Annotated in this window: 19 protein-coding genes, 1 pseudogene and 1 riboswitch; of the genes and pseudogenes, 7 read left to right on the forward strand and 13 right to left on the reverse strand. The window is 39.9% G+C overall.

From position 1 onward, the window contains the following. Positions 1 to 30 precede the first annotated feature (30 nt). The 3 genes from B1201_RS12190 to B1201_RS12200 are packed head-to-tail and all read left to right on the forward strand — an operon-like array spanning position 31 to position 2,262. Positions 31 to 1,047 carry an isopenicillin N synthase family dioxygenase gene (locus B1201_RS12190; protein WP_078193775.1) on the forward strand — a complete coding sequence of 339 codons (1,017 nt, stop codon included), beginning with the start codon at positions 31 to 33 and terminating at the stop codon, positions 1,045 to 1,047. Continuing rightward, positions 1,044 to 1,925, forward strand: coding sequence for a hypothetical protein (locus B1201_RS12195; RefSeq protein ID WP_078193776.1), 882 nt, complete (start codon positions 1,044 to 1,046; stop codon positions 1,923 to 1,925). The genes B1201_RS12190 and B1201_RS12195 overlap by 4 nt, the downstream gene beginning before the upstream one ends. A gap of 7 nt (positions 1,926 to 1,932) precedes the next feature. After that, on the forward strand, positions 1,933 to 2,262 hold the full coding sequence (locus B1201_RS12200) for a DMT family transporter (protein ID WP_078193777.1): 330 nt from the start codon (positions 1,933 to 1,935) through the stop codon (positions 2,260 to 2,262). A 140-nt stretch (positions 2,263 to 2,402) separates the two neighbouring features. On the opposite strand, the gene B1201_RS12205 is transcribed toward B1201_RS12200, so the two are convergent. The 4 genes from B1201_RS12205 to B1201_RS12220 all read right to left on the reverse strand — a co-directional run bounded on the left by B1201_RS12205 (position 2,403) and on the right by B1201_RS12220 (position 6,136). After that, positions 2,403 to 3,203: a sulfite exporter TauE/SafE family protein gene (locus B1201_RS12205; RefSeq protein ID WP_078193778.1), complete on the reverse strand. Its 801-nt coding sequence runs from the start codon at positions 3,201 to 3,203 to the stop codon at positions 2,403 to 2,405. 45 nt (positions 3,204 to 3,248) lie between these two features. Further along, the gene (locus B1201_RS12210) at positions 3,249 to 3,743 is read right to left on the reverse strand and encodes a flavin reductase (protein WP_078193779.1); all 495 of its coding nucleotides are present in this window, start codon (positions 3,741 to 3,743) and stop codon (positions 3,249 to 3,251) included. A gap of 104 nt (positions 3,744 to 3,847) precedes the next feature. Next, positions 3,848 to 4,876: a methionine synthase gene (locus B1201_RS12215; RefSeq protein ID WP_078193780.1), complete on the reverse strand. Its 1,029-nt coding sequence runs from the start codon at positions 4,874 to 4,876 to the stop codon at positions 3,848 to 3,850. 270 nt (positions 4,877 to 5,146) lie between these two features. Continuing rightward, positions 5,147 to 6,136 carry a putative oxygenase MesX gene (locus B1201_RS12220; protein WP_078193781.1) on the reverse strand — a complete coding sequence of 330 codons (990 nt, stop codon included), beginning with the start codon at positions 6,134 to 6,136 and terminating at the stop codon, positions 5,147 to 5,149. Between the two features lie 623 nt (positions 6,137 to 6,759). Between B1201_RS12220 and B1201_RS12225 the strand changes: the two are divergent. Continuing rightward, a pseudogene (locus B1201_RS12225) lies at positions 6,760 to 7,236 on the forward strand (epoxyqueuosine reductase QueH); the annotation flags it as partial. A gap of 68 nt (positions 7,237 to 7,304) precedes the next feature. Here the strand turns inward: B1201_RS12225 and B1201_RS12230 are convergent. Genes B1201_RS12230 through B1201_RS12240 form a run of 3 tightly spaced genes read right to left on the reverse strand, consistent with a single transcriptional unit; the run spans position 7,305 to position 8,973 of the window. Further along, positions 7,305 to 8,327: an ABC transporter substrate-binding protein gene (locus B1201_RS12230; RefSeq protein ID WP_078193782.1), complete on the reverse strand. Its 1,023-nt coding sequence runs from the start codon at positions 8,325 to 8,327 to the stop codon at positions 7,305 to 7,307. Next, positions 8,324 to 8,521 (reverse strand): hypothetical protein, encoded by a 198-nt coding sequence (locus B1201_RS12235; protein ID WP_078193783.1) that lies wholly within the window; start codon positions 8,519 to 8,521, stop codon positions 8,324 to 8,326. Before B1201_RS12235 ends, B1201_RS12230 begins: the two co-directional genes overlap by 4 nt. A gap of 11 nt (positions 8,522 to 8,532) precedes the next feature. After that, on the reverse strand, positions 8,533 to 8,973 hold the full coding sequence (locus tag B1201_RS12240; RefSeq protein ID WP_078190923.1) for a CopG family ribbon-helix-helix protein: 441 nt from the start codon (positions 8,971 to 8,973) through the stop codon (positions 8,533 to 8,535). Between the two features lie 451 nt (positions 8,974 to 9,424). On the opposite strand from B1201_RS12240, the gene B1201_RS12245 reads away from it, so the two are divergent. The 3 genes from B1201_RS12245 to B1201_RS12255 all read left to right on the forward strand — a co-directional run bounded on the left by B1201_RS12245 (position 9,425) and on the right by B1201_RS12255 (position 14,640). Next, positions 9,425 to 10,507 carry a zinc-binding metallopeptidase family protein gene (locus B1201_RS12245; RefSeq protein ID WP_078193784.1) on the forward strand — a complete coding sequence of 361 codons (1,083 nt, stop codon included), beginning with the start codon at positions 9,425 to 9,427 and terminating at the stop codon, positions 10,505 to 10,507. A gap of 170 nt (positions 10,508 to 10,677) precedes the next feature. Next, complete coding sequence (locus B1201_RS12250) at positions 10,678 to 12,660, forward strand: esterase/lipase family protein (RefSeq protein WP_416202469.1); 1,983 nt, start codon at positions 10,678 to 10,680, stop codon at positions 12,658 to 12,660. Positions 12,661 to 12,744: 84 nt separating this feature from the next. After that, the gene (locus B1201_RS12255) at positions 12,745 to 14,640 is read left to right on the forward strand and encodes an AAA family ATPase (protein WP_078193785.1); all 1,896 of its coding nucleotides are present in this window, start codon (positions 12,745 to 12,747) and stop codon (positions 14,638 to 14,640) included. Between the two features lie 71 nt (positions 14,641 to 14,711). Here the strand turns inward: B1201_RS12255 and uca are convergent, their stop codons facing one another. From uca to B1201_RS12285, 6 genes are all read right to left on the reverse strand, one after another. Further along, entirely contained in the window at positions 14,712 to 18,317 is a 3,606-nt protein-coding gene (gene uca / locus B1201_RS12260; protein WP_078193786.1) for an urea carboxylase, read from the reverse strand. Between the two features lie 4 nt (positions 18,318 to 18,321). After that, positions 18,322 to 18,972: an urea amidolyase associated protein UAAP2 gene (locus tag B1201_RS12265; protein ID WP_078193787.1), complete on the reverse strand. Its 651-nt coding sequence runs from the start codon at positions 18,970 to 18,972 to the stop codon at positions 18,322 to 18,324. 17 nt (positions 18,973 to 18,989) lie between these two features. After that, positions 18,990 to 19,736: an urea amidolyase associated protein UAAP1 gene (locus B1201_RS12270; protein ID WP_078193788.1), complete on the reverse strand. Its 747-nt coding sequence runs from the start codon at positions 19,734 to 19,736 to the stop codon at positions 18,990 to 18,992. A 29-nt stretch (positions 19,737 to 19,765) separates the two neighbouring features. Beyond that, positions 19,766 to 19,880, reverse strand: a riboswitch (guanidine-I (ykkC/yxkD leader). A 270-nt stretch (positions 19,881 to 20,150) separates the two neighbouring features. Next, positions 20,151 to 20,996: a taurine dioxygenase gene (gene tauD, locus B1201_RS12275; protein ID WP_078193789.1), complete on the reverse strand. Its 846-nt coding sequence runs from the start codon at positions 20,994 to 20,996 to the stop codon at positions 20,151 to 20,153. 30 nt (positions 20,997 to 21,026) lie between these two features. Beyond that, positions 21,027 to 21,893 (reverse strand): taurine ABC transporter permease TauC, encoded by an 867-nt coding sequence (tauC, locus tag B1201_RS12280; RefSeq protein ID WP_078193790.1) that lies wholly within the window; start codon positions 21,891 to 21,893, stop codon positions 21,027 to 21,029. 1 nt (position 21,894) lies between these two features. Further along, the gene (locus B1201_RS12285; protein ID WP_078193791.1) at positions 21,895 to 22,680 is read right to left on the reverse strand and encodes a taurine ABC transporter ATP-binding protein; all 786 of its coding nucleotides are present in this window, start codon (positions 22,678 to 22,680) and stop codon (positions 21,895 to 21,897) included. Positions 22,681 to 22,682 lie beyond the last annotated feature (2 nt).

A 22,682-nucleotide genomic window follows, 5' to 3' on the forward strand; every position in this document is an offset into this window, starting at 1 on the left:
GTTGGACGGCCAACATTATAGGAATTGAAGATGAATGAATCTTATGTTTTGCCACTTGTTGATATATCGAAAATACAAAGCACGCTACTGTCAGAACGCTTAGAAGTAGCCTCTGCATTGGATCAAGCCTGTAAAGATGTTGGTTTTCTTTATTTAAAAGGTGATCAGTTCAATTTTGATTTTGCGACATCACTGATTCAGGTTGCAAAGTGTTATTTTCAACAAGATACCGCCAGTAAAATGCAACACTATATTGGGCTGTCGAAAAATCATAGTGGCTATGTGCCAATTGGTGAAGAACAATTTGCAGGCAACAGCTACGACTTAAAAGAAGCCTATGACGTCAATTATGATTACCACGGTGAAACTACGGCATTTCCTTTGCTTGGCCCTACTTTATGGCCAAATAATGCCACATTTAAAAGTACCGTCAGTGATTATTACTGCCATTTACGCAGTATTAGTGAGCAGATTTTTCAGGCCTTTGCTTTAGCTTTGAATGTAGATGAGCATTTTTTTGATCGTAAAATTACCCATCCGACCAGCCAATTGCGTCTAATCCATTATCCGTATAACCCTGAAGTGAAAGATGCCGAAGGTATTGGCGCGCATACAGATTATGAGTGCTTTACACTGCTCTTACCGACTGCACCAGGTTTGCAGGTACTCAATAAACAAGGTGAATGGATGGATATTCCATTGATTGAAAATACCTTGGTGATGAATATTGGCGACATGATGGAAATTTTGTCGAATGGCAAATATTTGGCCACCAAACACCGTGTTAAAAAAGTCTCTGAAGAACGCTACTCTTTCCCTCTGTTCTGCGCCTGCAATTACGACACGATCATTGAGCCAGTACATTCAACTGAAGCACCTAAATATCAGCCCTTAATTGGTGGCGAACATTTATTTAATCAAACCGCGCAAACCTTTAGTTATCTCAAAAAACGTATCGCTTCAGGAGAGCTAAGTCTTAGAAATGCTGTGCCTTTGTCATCATTTGGTATGGATGAAAATACAGAAGTACAAGGAGCAAGCGCATGATTCTATTTCAGGCTTTAGCACAGCTTCCAGCAAGCCAAGAGGTTTCAGGCCCTATTCCAGACTATTTGTATGGTGCTTTTCGCCGTAAAACCATTAGTTTTTCGAATGGATTAACGGATGAAAAAACCATTGTGTATTGGTTTCAGTCACGTAGTTTTACCATCGATCTACGTTTAAAAAGCCAAGAAAATACGCCAGTGAATGAGCGTCAAGGCTGGATTGGAAATACTCTTTGGGATGCCGATCAGCAATTATTGTCTTGGGATGTTAAAGCACACTCAAATTATCAAAATCATGTGCAATGGCCAGAGCCTGCCAAGTTGCATGCGATTGGCAATTGTATTTTAGAATTCTCTCCAAGCAATGTGTATGTCGAAGACTGGCGTCAACAAGTGCATGAAGGGCTATTTTTAGGCCTGCGGTTGAAGTCAGCTTTAGATGTAGAAAGCCATCAGCCATTGCAGATGGATGGCGGTTTAATTATTTGTGATAAGCATGTGGCCTTTGCACTGAGTCGTTTACCTACAGATCAGCAAACTGTTGCCAGCATTGATATATCATCTGCACCTACTATGTATGAAACGGTGATTGAAAGCTTTGAAGTATCCATCGCTATAGATGGTCTGCATAAATACTATACAACGACCTCATCTCAACAAGATCAAGCACTTAATTTTGATGATTTTAAAGTTATTGATGAAACACATTTGATGCAAAACGTCATTATTAATGGTCAAGCAGTACAGCTGATGTACGAGGTGGATATTTATGTTCCACATTATGCATTTCAGCGTCGCACTGATACCACGACAGAAAGTACAGATTGGTTACGAAATGAAAAACAGCACCTCTTGCACCATGCAATAGAATGTTTATAGGAAATCAATGTCGTTTATATATTTGCTCATCGCAATCATTGCTGAAGTGATTGCTACATCCGCCTTAAAAGCCAGTAATGGCTTTACCGAACTAGTACCGATTATTTTTACCGTGTTGGGCTATGCCATTGCGCTCTTTTTTTTAGGTTTGACCTTTAAATCGATTCCCATGGGCTTAGCCTACGCCATGTGGTCCGCTGCAGGCATTGTGCTTATTTCATGTGTGGGCTGGGTTGTGTTTAAACAAAATTTAGACCTGTCTGCCATGATTGGTTTGGCCTTTATTTTATTAGGCATTGTGATTATCAATGTTTTTTCTAAAAGCACAGAGCTTTGAAATGTCAGTTTTGAAATGTAGTTTTTAAATAATATTTCTGAAATTTTAAAGACTTAAATTGCTATAGATAAAAATGCTCTAGCTAGCTGTTGCACACTAGAGCATACTTTTCGAATGAATTAACTGTGATCTGTCGGCTTCTATAAAATGCCTTTCACTAGAAAAAAACATCCAACAATACATAACAGCACAGCAAAACATTTTTTCAGTACTGCTGGTGAAAGCGCATGCGCAGTTTTTGCGCCATATTTAGCCGTAAAGAAACTCATCACACTAATGCCCAAAAAGGCATAAATATGAATAAAGCCAATGGTATTTGGAATTTCAACTTGCTGTTGCATACCAAAAAACATAAAGCCTAATGCACCAGCAATGGCAATAGGTAAACCGCAAGCGGCAGACGTCCCGACCGCTTTTTGCATCACCACGCCATTTGCCGTTAAATACGGCACTGTAATACTGCCACCACCAATACCGAAGATGGCAGATGCAACGCCAATACCCGAACCCGCCACAATTTGCTTGCCTGTAGATGGCAGTGTTTTGTTGGGATCGACTGGCTTTTTTGCACCCATAAACATGTTATAAGCCACCCAAAGTAAAAACACACCGACAATCATTTGCAGATGCAAACCTGACAGCCAGCCTGCAATGCCCGCGCCTGCAAAACAGCCAATCGCCATTGGCGGAGCTAAATTTTTAAATACAGGCCAAATCACAGCGCCATTTTTATTGTGCGCCATTAAGGAGCTGATCGATGTCACCACAATCGTAGCCAAAGATGTGCCGAGCGCCAAATGCATAATCACATCGGGACTATAACCCATTTGGCTAAAAACAATATAGAGCAATGGCACAATGATAGTACCGCCGCCAACGCCAAACAGCCCCGCAGCAAAACCTGCAAATGCGCCAATAATTAAGAAAGTAATGAGTTCCACGAAATAGATACTTTTAAAGTGATGTATTGAAGAAGTCTGACTGGTTTAAGCCAACTCCACTTGCCCCACAGCATGATAAGCACGGTTGAAATATACCAAGCTTTCTTCCTGCAGACTTTGCTTGATTGCAACCACACGGCACATAAACACACTGTGCGTACCCACTTCTTGAATCTGTTCAATCTGACAGTCAAAACTGACCAAAGCATCTTTTAATATTGGTGAACCTGTTTCTAATACAGTCCAAGAACCCAATTTAAAACGCTCTTCCGAATTAAATTTGCTTGAAGCAAAAGCATTGGAAATGTGTTCATGCTGTGCGCCTAAAACATTGACAGACAGAACTTTATTTTCAAGAAAATGCGCATGAGAACGAGATGATTGATTCATACAAACCAGCAAAGTTGGCGGTGTATCTGTCACACTGCATACGGCTGATGCTGTAAATCCATGCATGCCTGTTTCACCCTCAGTCGTAATCACGTTGACTGCAGTCGTCAATAAAGACATTGCATTTCTAAAATCAGTTGCTTCAATCATCTCTTCAATCTCAATGGTCTATATGGCTTATCTCTTTCTCAGGTTTGGGCAATAGCAAATTTAATTTCCTTATTGCCCTTACATGAAATTGAGTCAGCTCGAATTTATGCGGTCAATTCTTGGCGAATAATGGCAGCGCCTGCGCTTAGCGCATTTAGTTTGCCTTGCGCCACTTGGCGAGGTAAAGGTGCCATACCGCAGTTCGTTGAAGGATATAGCTTATCGGCATCTACAAACTGAAGCGCTTTGCGTAATGTATTGGCTACTTCTTCTGCTGTTTCAACCTGATTGGTTGCTACATCAATTGCGCCAACCATGACTTTTTTGCCGCGGATGAGTTCAATCAAATCCATAGGTACACGAGAGTTTTGGCATTCAAGCGAGATAATATCGAGCTTCGATTGCTGAAGTTTTGGGAATGATTCTTCGTATTGGCGCCATTCATTACCCAAAGTTTGTTTCCAATCGGTATTGGCTTTAATGCCATAACCATAGCAAATGTGAACTGCTGTTTCGCATTTCAAACCTTCAAGCGCACGCTCTAATGTCGCAATACCCCAGTCATTGACTTCATCAAAAAATACGTTAAACGCAGGCTCATCAAATTGAATAATGTCCACGCCTGCCGCTTCAAGCTCTAAAGCTTCTTGATTCAGGATTTTAGCAAATTCCCAAGCCAATTTTTCACGACTCTTGTAATGACCATCATACAAAGTATCAATCATCGTCATCGGGCCTGGCAAAGCCCATTTAATCGGCTGATTGGTTTGGCTGCGTAAGAATTTCGCATCATCAACAAACACTGCTTTCTTACGCGATACTTCACCCACCACAGACGGTACACTTGCATCGTAACGATTACGAATACGCATCGTTTCACGCTTTTCGAAATCTACACCTTCAAGATGTTCAATAAATGTGGTCACAAAATGCTGACGGGTTTGTTCACCATCACTGACAATATCAATGCCTGCATGGATTTGTTCATGCAAAGATAATTTCAACGCATCACGTTTTGCATCTAATAATTCTTCGCCTTCAAGTTTCCATGCTGACCACAATTTTTCAGGTTCAGCCAGCCAAGATGGTTTAGGTAAGCTGCCAGCAGTTGAAGTTGGGAGTAAAATAGCCATATTCGATCTTCTATCTCTATATTCTAAATTTTGCAAAAACCAAAAAGTTATCAATTGATTATTAAATTCATATTGAAAGTCCCTTCTCCCTATGGGATGAGGAGCATGCTCCGCAAGAGGATGAGGGAGCATTTCATATAAATCCTCTCCCTAACCCTCTCCTTAAAAGGAGAGGGAAATTTCTTTACGAAATAAATATTGATCACAAATTAACTGATGCATGAAACATATTCTTTAAAACAGCTGCTTTAAATCACAAGTGATTTAAAATTAAGCTGCGGCTGCATTTTCAATGCTAAAATTAGCAGCCCACTCATTCAGAATGTCTTTATATGGCTGAATAAAGTTCTCTTCCGTCCATTTGCCCTGTTTAACTGCCAACTGACCACGTTCAACACGGTCATACACAATACGGGTTAATGAGTAATCGCCAAAGCTTAAGCTTGGTTGATACACTAAACCTGCTGCCGCATTGGTATTGTAAATTTCAGGACGGTAGATTTTTTGGAAGCTTTCCATGGTGCTGATCGCGCTGATCAGTTCGAAATCTGTATAGTCGCTGAGCAAGTTATTTGCTGAATAGAATGCCAATGGTGCAGTCGCATTTTCAGGTTTAAAGTAACGAACGCTTAAGCCCATTTTTGCAAAATAGTCATCGGTACGTGAATAGTCATCATTAGTGTATTCCACACCTAAGATCGGATGCACATTTGCAGTACGGTAATAGGTTTTTGTCGTTGAAACACTTAAACAGATGACAGGTTGTTTCTTAAATTCAGCTTTAAATACCTCTGAATTGATCAAGTGTTGATATAGCTTGCCGTGTAAATCACCAAAATCTTCAGGTTTTTCATTGAACTTACAGCCGAGTGCTGGTAATACCACGCTGAAGTCATAGTCACGTACATACGATGAAAAACTGTTGCCGATCATGCCTTCAATGCGTTCATTGGTTTTATGGTCGATGATGGTGCTCTTTAAAGTTTCAATAAATGGGAAAGTTTGACCATTGCCTTCCACATCGAGTTCAGCCGAAATGATGTCAATTTCAAGTGAATAACGATCTGCATTTGGGTTGTCACAAGTAGCTAAACTATTGAAACGGTTATTAATCATTGCCAAAGTACGGCGCAGATTCTCTTCACGGTGTTCACCACGTGCCAAATTGGCAAAGTTCGTTGTTAGACGCGTATTGTCAGCTGGTTTATAGTTTTCATCAAAGCGGATACGTTTGATTGAACATGCAAATTTATGACTCATGGAGATTCACTACCCTAAAATTAAAAATAATCAAAATTTCTGTATGGAGTAATTTATACGTGAAACTTAAGATGAATAAAAATGATTTAACCTCAACTCAAAGTGAGATAAATTCATGTTTAAGATTTAAATACAATGAATTTTCTTCAACTATGCATCATTCAACTGGCGATAAAAAAACTGCCACTCAGGTAGCATTTAAATTTTGTTTAATATAAATAAGGGCTTAAAAAAAATTCAATGAAAATTTTTTCATTCAAACACACATCTGAAATGTGTCGAATCGTACAGATTGGCTCAATATCTCCACTCTCAAAATTCAGCGATTTATTCATTCGGGTGAATTTTTCTAACTTTAAAATGAAAAAAGATCAAATCACTAATTGTTTTAATATTGAATCTGTAACACTAATATACTTTTGTCCTGAGCTATAAAGTTCTTAATCCTTGCCATAAATAGATAAACCAAATATGAAATAAGCATATATTCATGTCGTTTCAGCTTTTTAGTCAATATACTGAATATGACTCAACTTATACTTAGAAAAAATCAGCATATTCGAACTTTGGTATGTTAAGGAATCGCTAAAATATTCGGTTTATACCTATACCTTCTTAAAATCATGTCTAATAAATTAGAACGTCAGACACTGACTCTCCCAGTAGGTCGTGACAAGCTTTTATTGCATTCTTGCTGTGCGCCCTGTTCTGGCGAAGTCATGGAAACTTTAATTGAATCTGGTATTGATTTTTCGATCTTTTTTTAAAATCCCAATATTCATCCAGTAAAAGAATATGAAATCCGTAAAGAGGAAAATATCCGCTTTGCAGAAAAACACAATATTCCGTTTATCGACTGTGATTACGACACAGACAACTGGTTTGAACGCGCCAAAGGCATGGAAAATGAGCCTGAAAAAGGTATCCGCTGTACCATGTGTTTTGATATGCGCTTTGAACGTACGGCATTATATGCAGCAGAACATGGCTTTAGCTTAATTAGTAGCTCACTGGGAATTTCACGCTGGAAAAATATAAAGCAGATTAATGACTGTGGTCATCGCTCCGCTTCACATTATGAAGGCATAAGTTATTGGGACATTAAATTGATATTGTTAGCCCTGAAGCATTTATACTATTCAGGGCTTATTTTTATTTACGTTTCAACTTATTTTAGTTCTTCAACCAAAGCTGGATAGATTGATCCATCGACATCCATTTCAGTTTTATAAATGCCATTAGCAACATTAAATTTATTTACGTGGTAGCTAGAACCATAAATCGAGTCAAAACCAGTTCCTTTTTTAAAGACTTGTTTGTTGGCAGCTAAATCCAGCAAATGTGTGCCTCCAATAAACTGTTCATACTGTGCAGGATCAACGCCGACACGAGTAGACATGATTTTCACTGCATCGGCATGCGTTGCAGGGTCATTGATGTATTTAACAGTTTTATCCCAAACCTGTATGATTTTTTTCCATTCTTCTTTGTTGGCAGATAAATGCGTCATATTGACGGTTAACGTGTCGTAAATCAGACCGGGTTTATCTTTCGATGTATAAATGATTTTAGAGCCAGCAACTGCTTTCAGCGCTTGATTTGCAACCGGTTGCCACACGGCAATCGCTGCAATATCAGGACTTGCAAATACTTGTGGTAGCTCATTAGTCATGGTGTTGACCAACTTTACTTCAGAGGCTTGAATTTTTGCATCATCCAACGCCGTCGTCAAAAGCAAATGATCAACCAAACCTTTTTCAGTCGCGACACTTTTTCCTTTTAAATCAGTTAAGCTATTGATGCCATCTTTAGCAATGATGACATCATTACCCGCAGAATAGTCCGTCGCCATAATCATGACGCCTTTTGTGCCGCCAGAACCTGTGACTAAGTTGTCACCATTGGTGACTAGAACAGCATCCAACTGATTAGCCGCAAATGCAGATAGTGAAGCTGAATAATCAAACCATTTAAAGTCTACATTGACGCCGGCTTCTTTCAACCAGCCTTTTTCAATAGCAACCTGCCATGCGACAAAACCAGGCCAGTCGCTATAGCCGATCGTAATGGCTTTTGTATTGACTGTGCCTTCTGCTTGCGCGTTTGGTTCAGGTGTTTTGGCCGTATTGTCACAGCCACTCAGTAAGATGGCAGTCACAACGGATGCAGATAAGCAGGCTTTTTTGATCATAGTGCGATTTCCCCGATGGCATTACAGTTAAATTTGGTATTGGTATACAAAAACGATGGTGTATTCGGCTTACTGACAGATTGAGTATTACGCTTTGCACGATTTGGTCTATGGTTGCCTGCATTGGCATGTGCTTGCTGTTTATCTGTGATTTGGTCTTTAAACTGACCTTGTGATCGATATAATTGGCCCATTTTAAAACTCCTTAATTCTTTGCATTTTGCGGAATTGGCGGCATTACAGCGTCCATCAACTCCAAATGTCCTTTAATCACACCTTTAAGTGCTGAAAAATGCTGACTAATAACTTTGAGCTCTGAACTGACGCCTTGCAGAATCATGACTTCTAAAATTTTGTGGTCATCGAGTTGAATATGCAGCGAGCTCACCACTTGTTCTAAAAACTGCTGCTGTAAATCTAAAAGCTGAATACGTAGTGCCGTACTACTTGCGTCATACAGTAAGGTAAATGTGCCGACCATTACTTCGTTACGCTGCTCCTGATCGGCAATCAGATGCTTATTGATCATGTCGACAATGGCCTGAGAACGGCTTTCATAATGCTGATCGACAATTTTTTGGTCCAATGCATCGACTGTTTTTTCAGGCACGGTAATACTGATACGCGCCAGCTTTTGTTTAGGCACTGTTTTTCCTTATTTTTTTGGATGAATATAGAAACCCGCGCGGGCGCTCAGTAGCTCAATAAAAAACTGCTTTAATTGATGCAGAAATGTTGCGGATTGATAGCGTTTCATATGCATCTCCTGTTTGAGTAATACAAAATATTTATTTCGTAATATCTATAGAAATGCAGAAACTGTGCCAAGTGAGGAATATGAAAAATGATCGATTATTTTCTTCTTTTAACTTTCTTATAGATTTTATTGTTCGTTATTTGTGCAATAAATGCACTCATCGAGACCCCTTTGCACTATTGCTGCGATGGGTGATTTTATGATGGACTATTTCTAAAACTTATTAGACTTATTAACCAAGAGCATTGACCGATATGCAACAAACTCGAAGTTCAACTTATTTCATCAACATTGAACATCATTTATACTGATTAAACTTTCTATTCATCACTCAACGCCTATGAAGTATTTCAGCTGCGCGGTCTGTTCTAACCAAATCTTTTTTGCCAATTCACACTGTGTCAATTGTCAGACTGCGCTGGGTTATATTGCCTCTGAAAAGCAAATGGGCTGTTTTGAGAAGCATAGCAGTACGTTATGGCTTGCGTTTAATCCTGAAATAAAGGGAAAACGCTTTAAACCTTGTCATAATTATCAACATCATCAGGTTTGCAACTGGATGGTACCTGCCGACAGTGAGGAAATTTATTGTGAATCTTGCTTGCTCACGCACATCATCCCCAACCTAGATAATCCAGACCATATTGTGTACTGGGCACGATTGGAACATGCCAAACGGCGTTTTTTGTATTTAATGCAGCAACTGAATACCATGCCGCGTCCTAAACGCAGTCAAGATGACCGTTTTGGGCTGCGTTTTGATTTTCTCATGCCAACAGAAAATACACCTGTCATGACCGGTCATGCCAATGGCATTATTACCTTAAATGCCAGTGAAGCAGATGTGATTTACCGCGAAACAACGCGTATAAAAATGGGTGAAAACTACCGTACACTTCTAGGTCATTTTAGACATGAAAGCGGTCATTATTATTTTGATTTGATCAAACATTTACACCCTGAACTGATTGAGGAATTTCGAGAACTGTTTGGTGATGAACGACAGGATTATAGTGAAGCTTTGAAACGTCATTATAATGACGGTGCGCCACAAAATTGGGCGGATTACTATGTCAGTTCATATGCCAGTACGCATCCTTGGGAAGATTGGGCGGAAACATGGGCGCATTATTTGCATATGATGGACACCCTAGAAACAGCCTACTATGCAGGATTAGTGGTCAAAACCAATAAGTCAGATTTGAATAATTTAGAACTGAAAGAAAACCCGATTGGCGCTCAGGATTTTGACCTATTGCTGCAACATTGGATGACCTTGACCTTTAATTTAAATGCGTTGAACCGCAGCATGGGCTTAGATGATGCATATCCATTTACATTGTCGAATCCAGTATTGGATAAATTGCGGTTTATTCACCACAAACTGCTCAACATGACCTTAAAAAACCAGCAGCACAATTAGATTAAATTTAATACGTGATATTGTTTGAACCTCAGATCAACTTTTCTGTATTACAGCATTCGTACATTAGCTTATAGAAAGGATGTATACGTAGTAATTTTCTTGGATTGAGCACTGTAACACCTGCCCTATTTTTACTATTTTATAAAGGTTAAAATAACAAAAAATAGATGCCTGTGACCTTTCCAATGATGCCTTTCACGCATTTACCCGCTCGTTTTATGTGTATCATCAGCCTGAGTTTGCTCAGTGGATGCCAATTGGTCAAATTACAAGAAAATCAACTCAGTGCGTCACTAAATAATAAAACAGATAGCATATTAACCCATCAGAAGCTCAGTACATTTAGCCATCAAATCCTGTTAATGGTGAATGAAAGCGACCAATCTTGTTTAAATGCGCTTGAAAGCTGTATTCACAAAATGCGTAATAATGAAACTTTAGATATTGCTCAAGTCTATGCAGCAGCAAGTGAGCTGTACATGGCACGTGCTTTAAGAGCCGATCAAAATCCACAATGCAAAAAAAGCTTAAAACAACACAGCGGAAAATTAGCTTCAAGCAAAATAAAAATGTGTATGGATCAACAGCTTGCAGACTTTGATTTCAGTCTGCGCTACAGCTATGTCTATCTATTTAAATCCGCTCAAGCCCCTGAAGAACGCTTATTTGATTTGCGTCAGGGACAAGTCCGTACCTTTTATAATGTGGCTTTATCACGTTTAATCACCTCATCATTCAGCCGTTTTGACTATCAGCAAATGCCTGAAAGTTTAATGTTGGGTTCATCGCTTTATCATTTTAACTATGAACATTATCCTGAAATCAAAAATGCGGACATTGATAAATTACTGTCGAGCTATAATTTTAATTTTTCAGGCTTAAAAACCATTAACCGTCAGGAAGGAATTGGTTCTGAATTTGTCTTAGTCAAAAAAGCCACGGATCTGTCTGCTGCGCAGCCTTTTGTACTAGACCCTGAACAATATTATTCAAATAAATCCAACCCCAATATCCATACAGCACGCTATTTATCTGTCAGTGCGATAGCAGAGCCTGCCAAGACCAATAGCAGCATTAGTGAAATTTTGTCGCCGCAATCAGACTTTAAGGTTGAATTATTTAATCCCTATCAATTTAAAAAGGCAAAAATTGAATCTCAGTCCTATACGCTAACAGCCAATTATTCTGTGCCTTATGGTCTTTGGTTAGCCGAAAATAAATTAGGACAATCTGGCTATTGGACACTCCTGAATAAGGAAGAACATTTGCGCATGCCACATGTGTTTATGTTAGAGCCGTATCAACCTAATAAAAAGATTATTGTCATGGTTCACGGATTAGCCAGCAGTCCTGAAACGTGGATTGGTTTGACCAATAACATCATGGGTGATCAAAAACTACGTGATCATTACCAAGTTTGGCAAGTGTTTTACTCAACCAATATGCCAATATTTGAGAGTCGTTTTCAAATCAATGCTTTACTCAAACAGGCATTTGCAACTGTTCAGCCCAATACGCCATCGGCTCAGGATGCTGTCATTATCGGGCATAGTATGGGCGGCATCATTAGTCGTTTATTGGTTAGTGATGCAGATATTTCCGCTCAAGCTATTCCACTCATGAACTATGAACAAAATACACAGTTACAACGTCATCCAATTATCCGCGATCGTTTTGTCTTTAAAGCATTGAAGCCAGTTAGTCGTGCAATTTTCATTGCCGCACCGCATCATGGTACTGACTATGCAGACCGCTGGTTTACCAATTTGGCGAAAAAAATCGTGGTATTGCCTTTAAGTTTTTTAAATGATGTCAATGTTGAAATCCCGAATGCAAAAAATTCAACGATGGGCCTGATTAAGTCTGGGCCAGCAGATTTAAGTCAAAAATCACGTTTTATGCTGTTGTCTGCTGACATCATGCCAAATAAAGATATTCCTTATCATTCTATTATTGGGAATCAGACGCAAAGTAATGAACCGAGCAAAATGTCGGATGGCATTGTTCCCTATACAAGTTCTCATCTAGATGGCGCGGTGTCTGAAAAGATATTCAATGGTGGACATTCCATCCATGAGTCTCCAGATGCCATTTTAGAGTTGCGACGCATTTTGAGAGAGCATTTGGATAATGAAGCGTTGAATCAATAACGATTAAATTGCTTTATGTATTTATAAATTATCTTTTAAAAGCAGTGTTTTATTGCTAAATTAGCTCTATATTTTGGGGGCTATATGACAGAAAAATTATATTATTGGGCAGAAAATTTAGAAAACTACACATCAGATAATGATAAAGAGACGAATAATTATGAAGTTATAGAAATAAAACGCTTAAATTTCTTTATTGGGAAAAATAATGCAGGCAAAAGTCGATTTTTAAGAAATCTTTTTCAAAATACTCAAGGTCAACAAATCTATAATTCTCTTCAATTTAGAAAATTACAAGCTTTTACAAACCATTTAATTCACAGTAACCAATATAATAATCACACCTACTTTACACATTTTATAAATACCGTAGAGCAAATTAAGCCATCAAATATAGGCTCTGCTAATTCTAATTTTTCAAATTCACTCAATTACTTATCAAGATTTGGTCAACTATCTAGTCTTTACACAAATAATAATAAATCACAAGCTGAAACTACTTTTAGTCAAGAAATTGAGCAAAACTTAAACCCTATATTTACTAATCCTAAATTTTATATCCCTATCTTACGTGGTATGCGCCCTGTAACCGATTTAGACGAAAAATATCCTTATATAGAGCGTGCACAAAAAGACTATTTCAAGAATCAGAATAAATTTAATCATGAAAATATAATTACAGGAGAACGCCTATATCATGAATTAAAAGTTCATTTATTAGGTAAACCGCAACAGCGCGAGCTAATAAAACAATATGAAGAAAAGTTAAGTCAGTATTTTTTTGATAATGAAACCGTCACTCTAATTCCATATATTGGTAAAGATGATAATGGTCATGACAACGATGTTGTACATATTAAAATTGGTGAGGATGATCAGTTTCCAATTCATAAATTAGGTGATGGCTTGCAACAAGCCATAATCTTAACTTATGAAGCTTATATAAAAAGTAAAGACAAAGAAGGAAATACAGAAACACATGCATTTTTTATAGAAGAGCCTGAATTGCACATGCATGCAGGTATGGTTCGTCAATTGATGAACTTTTATCTCAATGAAACACCACATTATTATTTTTTTACTACTCACTCAAATCACTTACTTGATATGGCAGATGAATCAGATCAAGTCATGATTCAAAAATTTGTAAAACAACCTAAAAAAGAAGATCGCAGGAAATTTGATTTCAAAATTTATCGCTGTGACCGGGATCGTGACTTACTTGCTTCATTAGGTGTGCGTCCGTCTTCTGTCTATTTGGCAAACTGTACGATTTGGGTGGAAGGCATTACAGATCGGCTTTATATCACCAAATATATGGAAAAATATTTGGATGAATTAAAAGTATCTGATCAGGAAGTTTATAAAAAATACCGTAGATTTATGCCGAACTATCACTATACATTCGTGGAATATGCTGGCAGTAATTTAGTACATTGGTCTTTTAGCGATGATTATACTGACCAATTAGAAGATAAGGGATTGAGCGCTAAAGCTGTTGCAAGTGAAATGTTACTCATTGCTGATGGTGATATTCAAAGTAAGGCTGATCGTGTTCAAGTCTTAAAAAGTGAATTAAAGAAAGGCAATTATCTGATTTTAGAGTGTAAAGAAACAGAGAATACTCTACCTAAGGATTCCATTATTAGAGTCGCGACTCAAAGATTCAAGCGTATGAAATCTAAAACTAAAGATAGCTATGATATTTCTTTAACTAACAATATAACGAGTGAAAATTACTTTGATCACAAAGAATATGGTATTGGTAAACTCCTAGATATTAAATTAAAAAAACCTTCATCAAAAACCACACAATCTTTGTTTGCCGATGGTCAAGGTGTCGGTACTATTAAATACAAATTAGATTTTTGCCGTGAAATTATTAAAGATTTTGATGAAAACTCTGGTTGGAAACTGACACCAAAAGCGAAAGCATTGTGTGAGCGGATTTATAAACATATCGAAAAATGTAATTCTTAAATTCCCCTAACCCCTCTTTAATAAAGAGGGGAAATTCCCTCCTTTTTCAAAGGAGGGTTAGGGAGGATTTTTTATGCCACAGGCGCTAACGTAAACAACACCTGCCCCGTTTTCACCGTCTGCCCTTTTTCAATGGTAATTTCAGAAACCTTCATACGTTCAGGTGCAATAATCGGGATCTCAATTTTCATCGCTTCAATTACAGCAAGCGTTGCACCTTCTTCCACAATATCACCTGACTTGCATTCAATTTTCCAAATACTGCCCGGCATGTGAGACTCTACCGCACAGCCACCTTCTGGAATTTGAATATCACTATCATCGGTTACAGCATCTAAACTTTCAGACACATATTCTGCAAGCCCTGCTTCATGCCAACGACGACGTTCTTCATCAAAATTGGCTTGTTGGACGGATTTAAATGCTGAAATAGATTCTGCATTTTCAGTCAGGAATTCGTTGTATTCTTTCAGGTTCAGTACACCTTCTTCTACACGCAGTTTTAAGCGACCCGCTTTGAAGTCCTCACGCATCTGCATCAGTTCAGCTTCTGAAACTTCATAAAACTTAATTTGGTCAAAGAACCGTAATAACCACGGCATACCTTGCTCAAAGTCAGGGTTTTTACGGTAACGAGACCACATTTGCGTAGTACGACCCACGAACTGATAGCCTCCCGGACCTTCCATACCGTACACGCACATATACGCGCCGCCAATACCGACAGCATTTTCAGGTGTCCATGTCCGTGCAGGGTTGTATTTGGTGGTCACTAAACGCTGACGTGGATCAAGTGGCGTTGCCACAGGTGCTCCAAGGTAAACATCGCCCAAGCCCATGACCAAATAACTCGCGTCATAAACCACATCTTTGACCGCTTGTTTGTCTTTTAAACCATTAATACGACGGATAAACTCAATATTGTCAGGACACCATGGTGCATCTGGACGTACCGTTTGCATATAACGCTCTGTCGCTAGCTGGGTTTGTGAATCCTCCCAAGCGAGTGGTAAATACACAGTCCGTGACGGTACTTGCATTTGGGTCACATCAGGCAGTTCAGCTTCAGCAACTTGTAATAAACGCAGTAAATCAATTTGATCAAGCTTGATCGAATCAAAATGGATTTGTAGCGAACGAATCCCCGGTGTCAGGTCAATAATCCCTGTGATATTTTGCTTTTGAACCCATTGCATGAGTGCATGAATACGGAAGCGTAAGTTTAGATCAAGCACCAACTCACCATATTCCACCAACATGTAGTTATTGCCCGCAGGACGATACACCACATCAGGCGCACCATCTTTACCTTTTAAGGTATCCAGAACTGCATTTTTTAAGGTTGCAAGCTCAGGATAGAAGGATTCATTAAATGCCACCGTTTGCGTATCTGATGCTTCTAATTGCGCATGATATTTTTCATTCAGCAGTTTGGCTTGGTGATAGCTCACAGGCACAAATCTAACTTTGTCTCCTGCTTTCAATTGACCTAGTTTCCAAAGCTCAGAATTAATCACCACGGCAGGACAAACAAAGCCTCCTAAACTTGGACCATCTGGACCCAAGATAATCGGCATATCACCAGTGAAATCAATCGCACCAATGGCATAAGCATTGTCATGAATATTTGATGGATGCAGACCTGCTTCACCACCATCCTCACGTGCCCATTCCGGTTTTGGACCAATGAGACGAATACCGGTACGGCTTGAGTTAAAGTGAATCTCAAAGGTATTGGAAAAGAAAGTATCAATATCATTTTTGGTGAAGAAATCAGGCGCACCATGTGGGCCGTACATCACCGCAATTTCCCACTCATGGCTAAATGACGGCACTTGTTCAGGTGCAAGCGCTGTGACTTGTTCAGATGTAAATGCCGTGATTGGTAACATATCGCCAATCAATAAGTTACGACCTGCATGACCACCAAACTGACCTAAGGTAAAGGTCGCTTGTGAGCCGAGATATTCAGGCACATTCAGACCGCCTTTAATCCCAATATACGTACGGCAACCTGTGGCGATTTTGCCACATTTGAGCACCTGACCTTTACGCACATTGACGGTCTGCCACATCGGAACTTGAGCGCCATCTAGTGTTGATGGCATATCACCACCCGCCAATACAATTTGGCTATCACAGTGGAATTTTAAGCTTGGTCCTTGCAAAGTACATTCAAGCCCTGCCGTGTTATATGCATTACCTAACAATTGATTCGCAACATTAAGTGACAGCGGATCAATCGCACCTGATGGTGGTACACCCACATCCCAATAGCCCAAACGACCTGTGACATCTTGCACAGAAGTTTGAATGCCTGATTGCAACACTTCAATTTTTTGGGTTTTCCAGTCAAAAGTATTGAGGAAACGTGTGGTTTGCGTACCGGCTTTAAATACATCACAGTCGATAATATTTTGTAGATATTCAAGGTTGGTTTCGATGCCTGCAACCGAAGTTTTGGCGAGTGTTTCGGTCATTGCAGCAATTGCAGAGTCACGATCATCAGCAGTTACAATGATTTTCGCAATCATCGGGTCATAGAATGACGATACATTTGAGCCTGTTTCTACCCATGTTTCATTGCGTGCATTGGCATCAAAATCAACGTGCGTTAAAAGCCCTGCACTCGGTTGGAAGTTTTTGATTGGGTCTTCAGCATATAAACGTACTTGAATCGAATGACCTCTCGATTCAAGTTGTGCTGTTGGTGCAATCCAATCACCGCTGCCTAAGGTCACCATCCATTCCACAAGGTCTACACCAAAAACTTGCTCTGTCACGCCGTGTTCAACTTGCAGACGTGTATTCACTTCCAAGAAATAGAATTCTTGCGTGTCGGTATCCATGACAAATTCAACTGTGCCTGCCGAACGGTAATTCACCGACTGCATCAGCCCAATCGCAACCGATTGAATATAGGCACGTTGCTCATCATTAATATGTGGTGCTGGGGTTTCTTCCACGACTTTTTGGTTACGGCGCTGCACAGAACAATCACGCTCACCGAGTGCTAAAACTAAGCCTTTACCATCACCAAAAATTTGTACTTCGATATGACGGGCATTCTGTACAAATTTCTCTAAATATAAGCCTGCATCTTTAAAGTTAGCTTGGGCAAGATATGAAACCGTAGAATAAGCATCTTTCAGCTCTTCTTCATTCCACACCAAACGCATGCCAATACCGCCACCGCCTGCGGTACTTTTCAGCATGACAGGATAACCAATACGATTGGCTTCAAGCAGTGCTTCGGCTTCATCTGCCAATAATTGACTACCCGGCAGTAAAGGTACATTGGCTTGAATCGCAAGTTCACGTGCCGTATGTTTTAAGCCAAAGGATTTCATTTGCGCCGAATTTGGCCCTAAAAATACAATGCCTTGCGCTTCACACAGATCACAAAATTCAGCATTTTCAGATAAGAAACCATAACCCGGATGAATCGCTTCTGCACCTGTTTGTTTTGCGACTTCTAAAATTTTATCGACATTTAAATAACTTTGGCTGGCAGGACTATCACCAATAAATACGGCTTCATCCGCCAAGGTCACATGCAATGAATCACGATCTGCTTCTGAATACACCGCAACAGATTGAATGCCTAATTTTTTGAGTGTACGGATCACACGACAAGCAATTGCACCACGGTTGGCAATGAGGACTTTATTAAACATGGTATTACTCCTCGCCTTCACGAATGATCAATTGAATTTTTGTTGGGTTATAGGCATTACATGGGTTATTCAGTTGTGGGCAGTTTGAGATCAATACGATCAAATCCATTTCGGCTTTAATCTCTACATATTTTCCCGGTGCAGAAATACCGTCATCAAATTTCAAATGTCCCTCAGCGGTCACAGGCACATTCATAAAGAAGTTAATATTTGGGCCGATATGGCGCACGTTTAAGCCATGTTTTTTTGCAATCGGATGTTGTGACAACGCTATCATGAAATTATTACGGCAACTGTGCATTGGAAATTTGTCATGTGCATAGCGAACAGTGTTGCTTTCACATGAACATGCACCGCCTAAGGTGTCATGACGGCCACAGTTATCGTCATGGATGGTGGCAATTTTGTTGCCAAAGTTAGTGTATAGCGCTGTGCCTTTTTCTAAATAAATCTGTTGGTTAATGGCTAAGGTATCCGTAGCGCTATAGCGTTCTTCAGGGTTTTGGCTCGAGATAAACAAGGTATCCACCGCTTGATTGCCTTCGAGGTCAACGATCCGGAAATATTGCTCTTTTTTCACTTCGCACATCCAAGCTTCGCCAGCCGGACATACCTGATCTAATACTGTTTTTTCTAATGTATGAAATACAGACATTTTAATTCTCCCCAAAATTAAAGTGCGCTAAGTGCGTAGTAACGATTGTTGTTTTGGAACGCACGCTGATTTTGCGGACATGAATCTCGGCAAATGTCGCTGTCGCCTAAAGATAGTGCTTTAAACAGTGAAAGCTGAACATCGGCAGGTGCATATTCAGTGCTGTTATCTAGAGCATGTGGTGCAGCAGATAAAAAGACCAAACAATCCATTTCAAAGCGAAGCTCAATGATTTGATTTGTCTTGTCCGTAGCAACATAGCTTAAGTTGCCGTTGTCATCAGGTTGAACTTTAGAGAATAAATTTAAGGTACTGCTCAGGTCAGTTGCAGATAAACCAAACTTGGTCATTTCAAGCAGTAAGCTATCCTTACCACTGCGGTACATATCGTTACGGGCATCTTGGAAAGTTTTTGAACCAAATTGTTGTTCGATTTGTTGTGCTGTACTTGGTGCACAAAATGCATCGTTCCAAGCGTGATCGTCTTTGACTATCGAGATCATGGCACGACCTAAATCCGATGCCAAAATATGACCTGTACTTAAATATGCTGTGTGTTGACCTTTGAGACTATCTGGCATGTTGTAGCGTTCAAGCTTATCTTCACTATTTACACAGTACAGCGCCACATTGGCATTTTTTCCAAGGGATTTAAGCTGTAATACTGCCCCACGCTGAATACGCGCTGACCAGTGGTGTCCGCCCGGTAAACGTTCAGTCCACAATGTTTGGTTGTTATGATATTCCGTTCTGTTTGAGCCCATTTTCTTCACCTCATGAAGGTTTAAAGACAATCTCCCGGGCTTTTATCCCTCCGTGTAGCTCTGTTTCTTGCAAAACTAAGCCGTGAACTCTCGGTCTCAGACATATGTGATATTTCACATATCGGAACCCTAGATCACTTTATGATGTATGTAGAAAAGCAAAGGCTATGCCAATTTGGTATTACGGTTTTAAAAAATAGTAATACCGATCTTTTGACTGTATAGCGCTGCATGTAAATTCTTGGGCTAACACTTTTTTGCTCTATTATTGAACCTATGTGCATTTGAACGATGCATCATCCTTGTGCATTAACTGAATATTTTTGGGCTGTTTCTAAAAATTTATCTTTCAAAAAAGTAAAAGCCCAATATGGGCATTGGGCTTTTGCTGATTATTCAGGACTTTTTATTGCATTAACTGACTGCTTTATAAAATGGTACCGAGCCATTCACAGTTGCACGATGCATAATGCGGTGCGCATCACCATAGTCAAACAGCGCTTTGTGCTGCGTGCAGCGGTTGTCCCAAATAGCGACATCACCTTCTTGCCATTTCCAGCGCAAGTGAAATTCTTCCTTCACTGCATGTTCAAACAAGAATGTCAGCAATGCATCGCTCTCTTGTGCATTTAATTCATTAATTTGTGTTGTAAATCCCTCATTCACAAACAATACTTCAGCACCAGTTTCGGGGTGTGTACGTACGACCGGATGCACTACTGGCGGATTTTTACGGAAACTATTTTCAAGCCTTTCGCGGTCTGCTGCTGTTGTGCCAAAGCGCTCTAATGGAAAAGACTTACGTATATCATGTGTCGCTGTCAAACCGCGTAGTCGCTGTTTTAAATCTTTACTGAGCGCATTAAAAGCAGCTGTACCGCTGGCCCAGAGCGTATCCCCACCAAACTCAGGGATTTTAATCGCTTGCAGCACACAGCCCAACGGTGGTGTTTGACTAAAAGTCACATCGGTATGCCAAAGATCATTATCTCTTAAATCTTGTCTGTGGCTATCCAGTACAATCACTTCTGGTGCATCATCCATCGCAGGGTAAATCGGATGAATATGCAAAGTACCAAAGGTTTTTGCCAACCTCACTTGCGACTGTGCGCTAAGCGCCTGCTTTCTAAAAAAGATCACTTGATGCTGCAATAGTGCCTGTTTTATTTCCAGCAGCAACGGTGTATCGGCATGGTTTAAATCGATACCTTCAATAACAGCGCCAATATTTGGATTAATTTGCTTTGCTTGCAATGACATAATCAAATCTTATTCAATCTCTAAATCTATTTACAGCTGTTGGCCATACCAAGGCGCCAACTGCTTTTGCAGCCAACGTAAAAATAGCTCAAAACTTACTGCGACAATCGCGATCACAATAATCCCAAGAATCACGGTATCAGTAATTAGGAACTGAGCAGCTGACTGCACCATAAAACCAATACCGCGATCAGCAGCAACCAGCTCTGCAGCCACCAGTGTTGACCAGCCCACACCCAAGCCAATACGCACACCCGTTAATATGTGCGGCAAAGCTGTTGGTAAAATCACATATTGCAAAACCTGCAAGCGCGTTGCGCCTAAAGATAATGCTGCACGTTCGCGGTTTTTTTGATGGCTGATCACGCCATGGGCACTGCTGATAATAATTGGTGCCAAAATCGAAAAGAAAATCAGCAGCACTTTGGTGGTTTCACCAATACCAAACCAAATCACCAAAAGCGGTAAATACGCAAGTGGTGGAATGGGACGAAGCAGCTCGACCAAAGGATCAAATACAGCACGTACCCATTTGTTGAGTCCCATCCATAAACCTAAAGGCACACCAATCACAATAGCAGCAATGAGTGCGCTAAACACACGGCCAATACTTTCAGCCAAATGCTGCCAAAGCGTGGCTTTCATAAAACCTTGCTGGCTAACTTCAATAAACTTCTGCCATACCGCTGCTGGACTTGGTAAAAAAAGCTCAGGAATAATTTTCAAAGTGGTTACGACAAACCAAAGTACTAAAATGCTCAGCACGCTGCCGATGCTTACAATAAGTGGTAAATTTTTTCTAAATATAGAAGTAGAGGAACTTCTGTTTAATGTTGCTGCTTCTGCACGATTTTCGCTTAGATGAGCCTTATTTAATTTTTGAATTTGCGTATTCATATTAAGACTCCATCACATGTAATTTTTGCGCTTTTAAGCGTTCAAACAACATTTCACGCAGCTGAATAAACTGCGGATCAGACTTAATCGCTCGTATAGATTCGCCTTTACGGTAGCGCTCAGCAAAATCCAGCTTGAGCGTTTCAACAATCGTCCCCGGGCGCGCTGTCATCAGCACCAATTGATTGCTTAATAAAAGCGCCTCTTCAATATCATGGGTAATGAGGAAGAAACCTTTTTTCTCTTTAATCCATAAATTCAGCACAAACTCCTGCATGCTTTCTCGGGTAAATGCATCGAGTGCGGCAAAAGGTTCATCCAGCAAAATAAACGGTGCATGACTAATCAAGGCACGTGCAATACCGACGCGCTGTTTCATACCGCCTGAAAGTTCCCAAATATTGGCATTTGCCACATGCGACAAGCCCACAGTCCCTAAAATTGATGTGACTTGTGACTTTATCTCTGCACTTTTTAAGCCTTTTAATTTCAAGGAAAATGCTACGTTATCTGACACGTTGAGCCAAGGCAGTAAGGCATGTTCTTGAAAGACTACAGCACGTCTAGCATCTGAGCCAGTTAAAACTTCATCATCAATTTTGACTTGGCCTGCGCTCACCTGCTGAAAACCCGCCAAAATATTTAAAAGCGTCGTTTTGCCGCAGCCAGACTCGCCAAGTACAACCGTTAAAGTCGATTCAGGCACGTCCAAATTGATATTTTTTAGTACAGCCACCTCTTTTTCTGGATAGGTCAGGCTAATATTTTCCGCTTTTAAGATACTCATTT

Origin of the sequence: Acinetobacter sp. ANC 5600 (genome assembly GCF_002018395.1) — a bacterium.
GTDB classification, from domain to species: Bacteria; Pseudomonadota; Gammaproteobacteria; order Pseudomonadales; family Moraxellaceae; genus Acinetobacter; species Acinetobacter amyesii.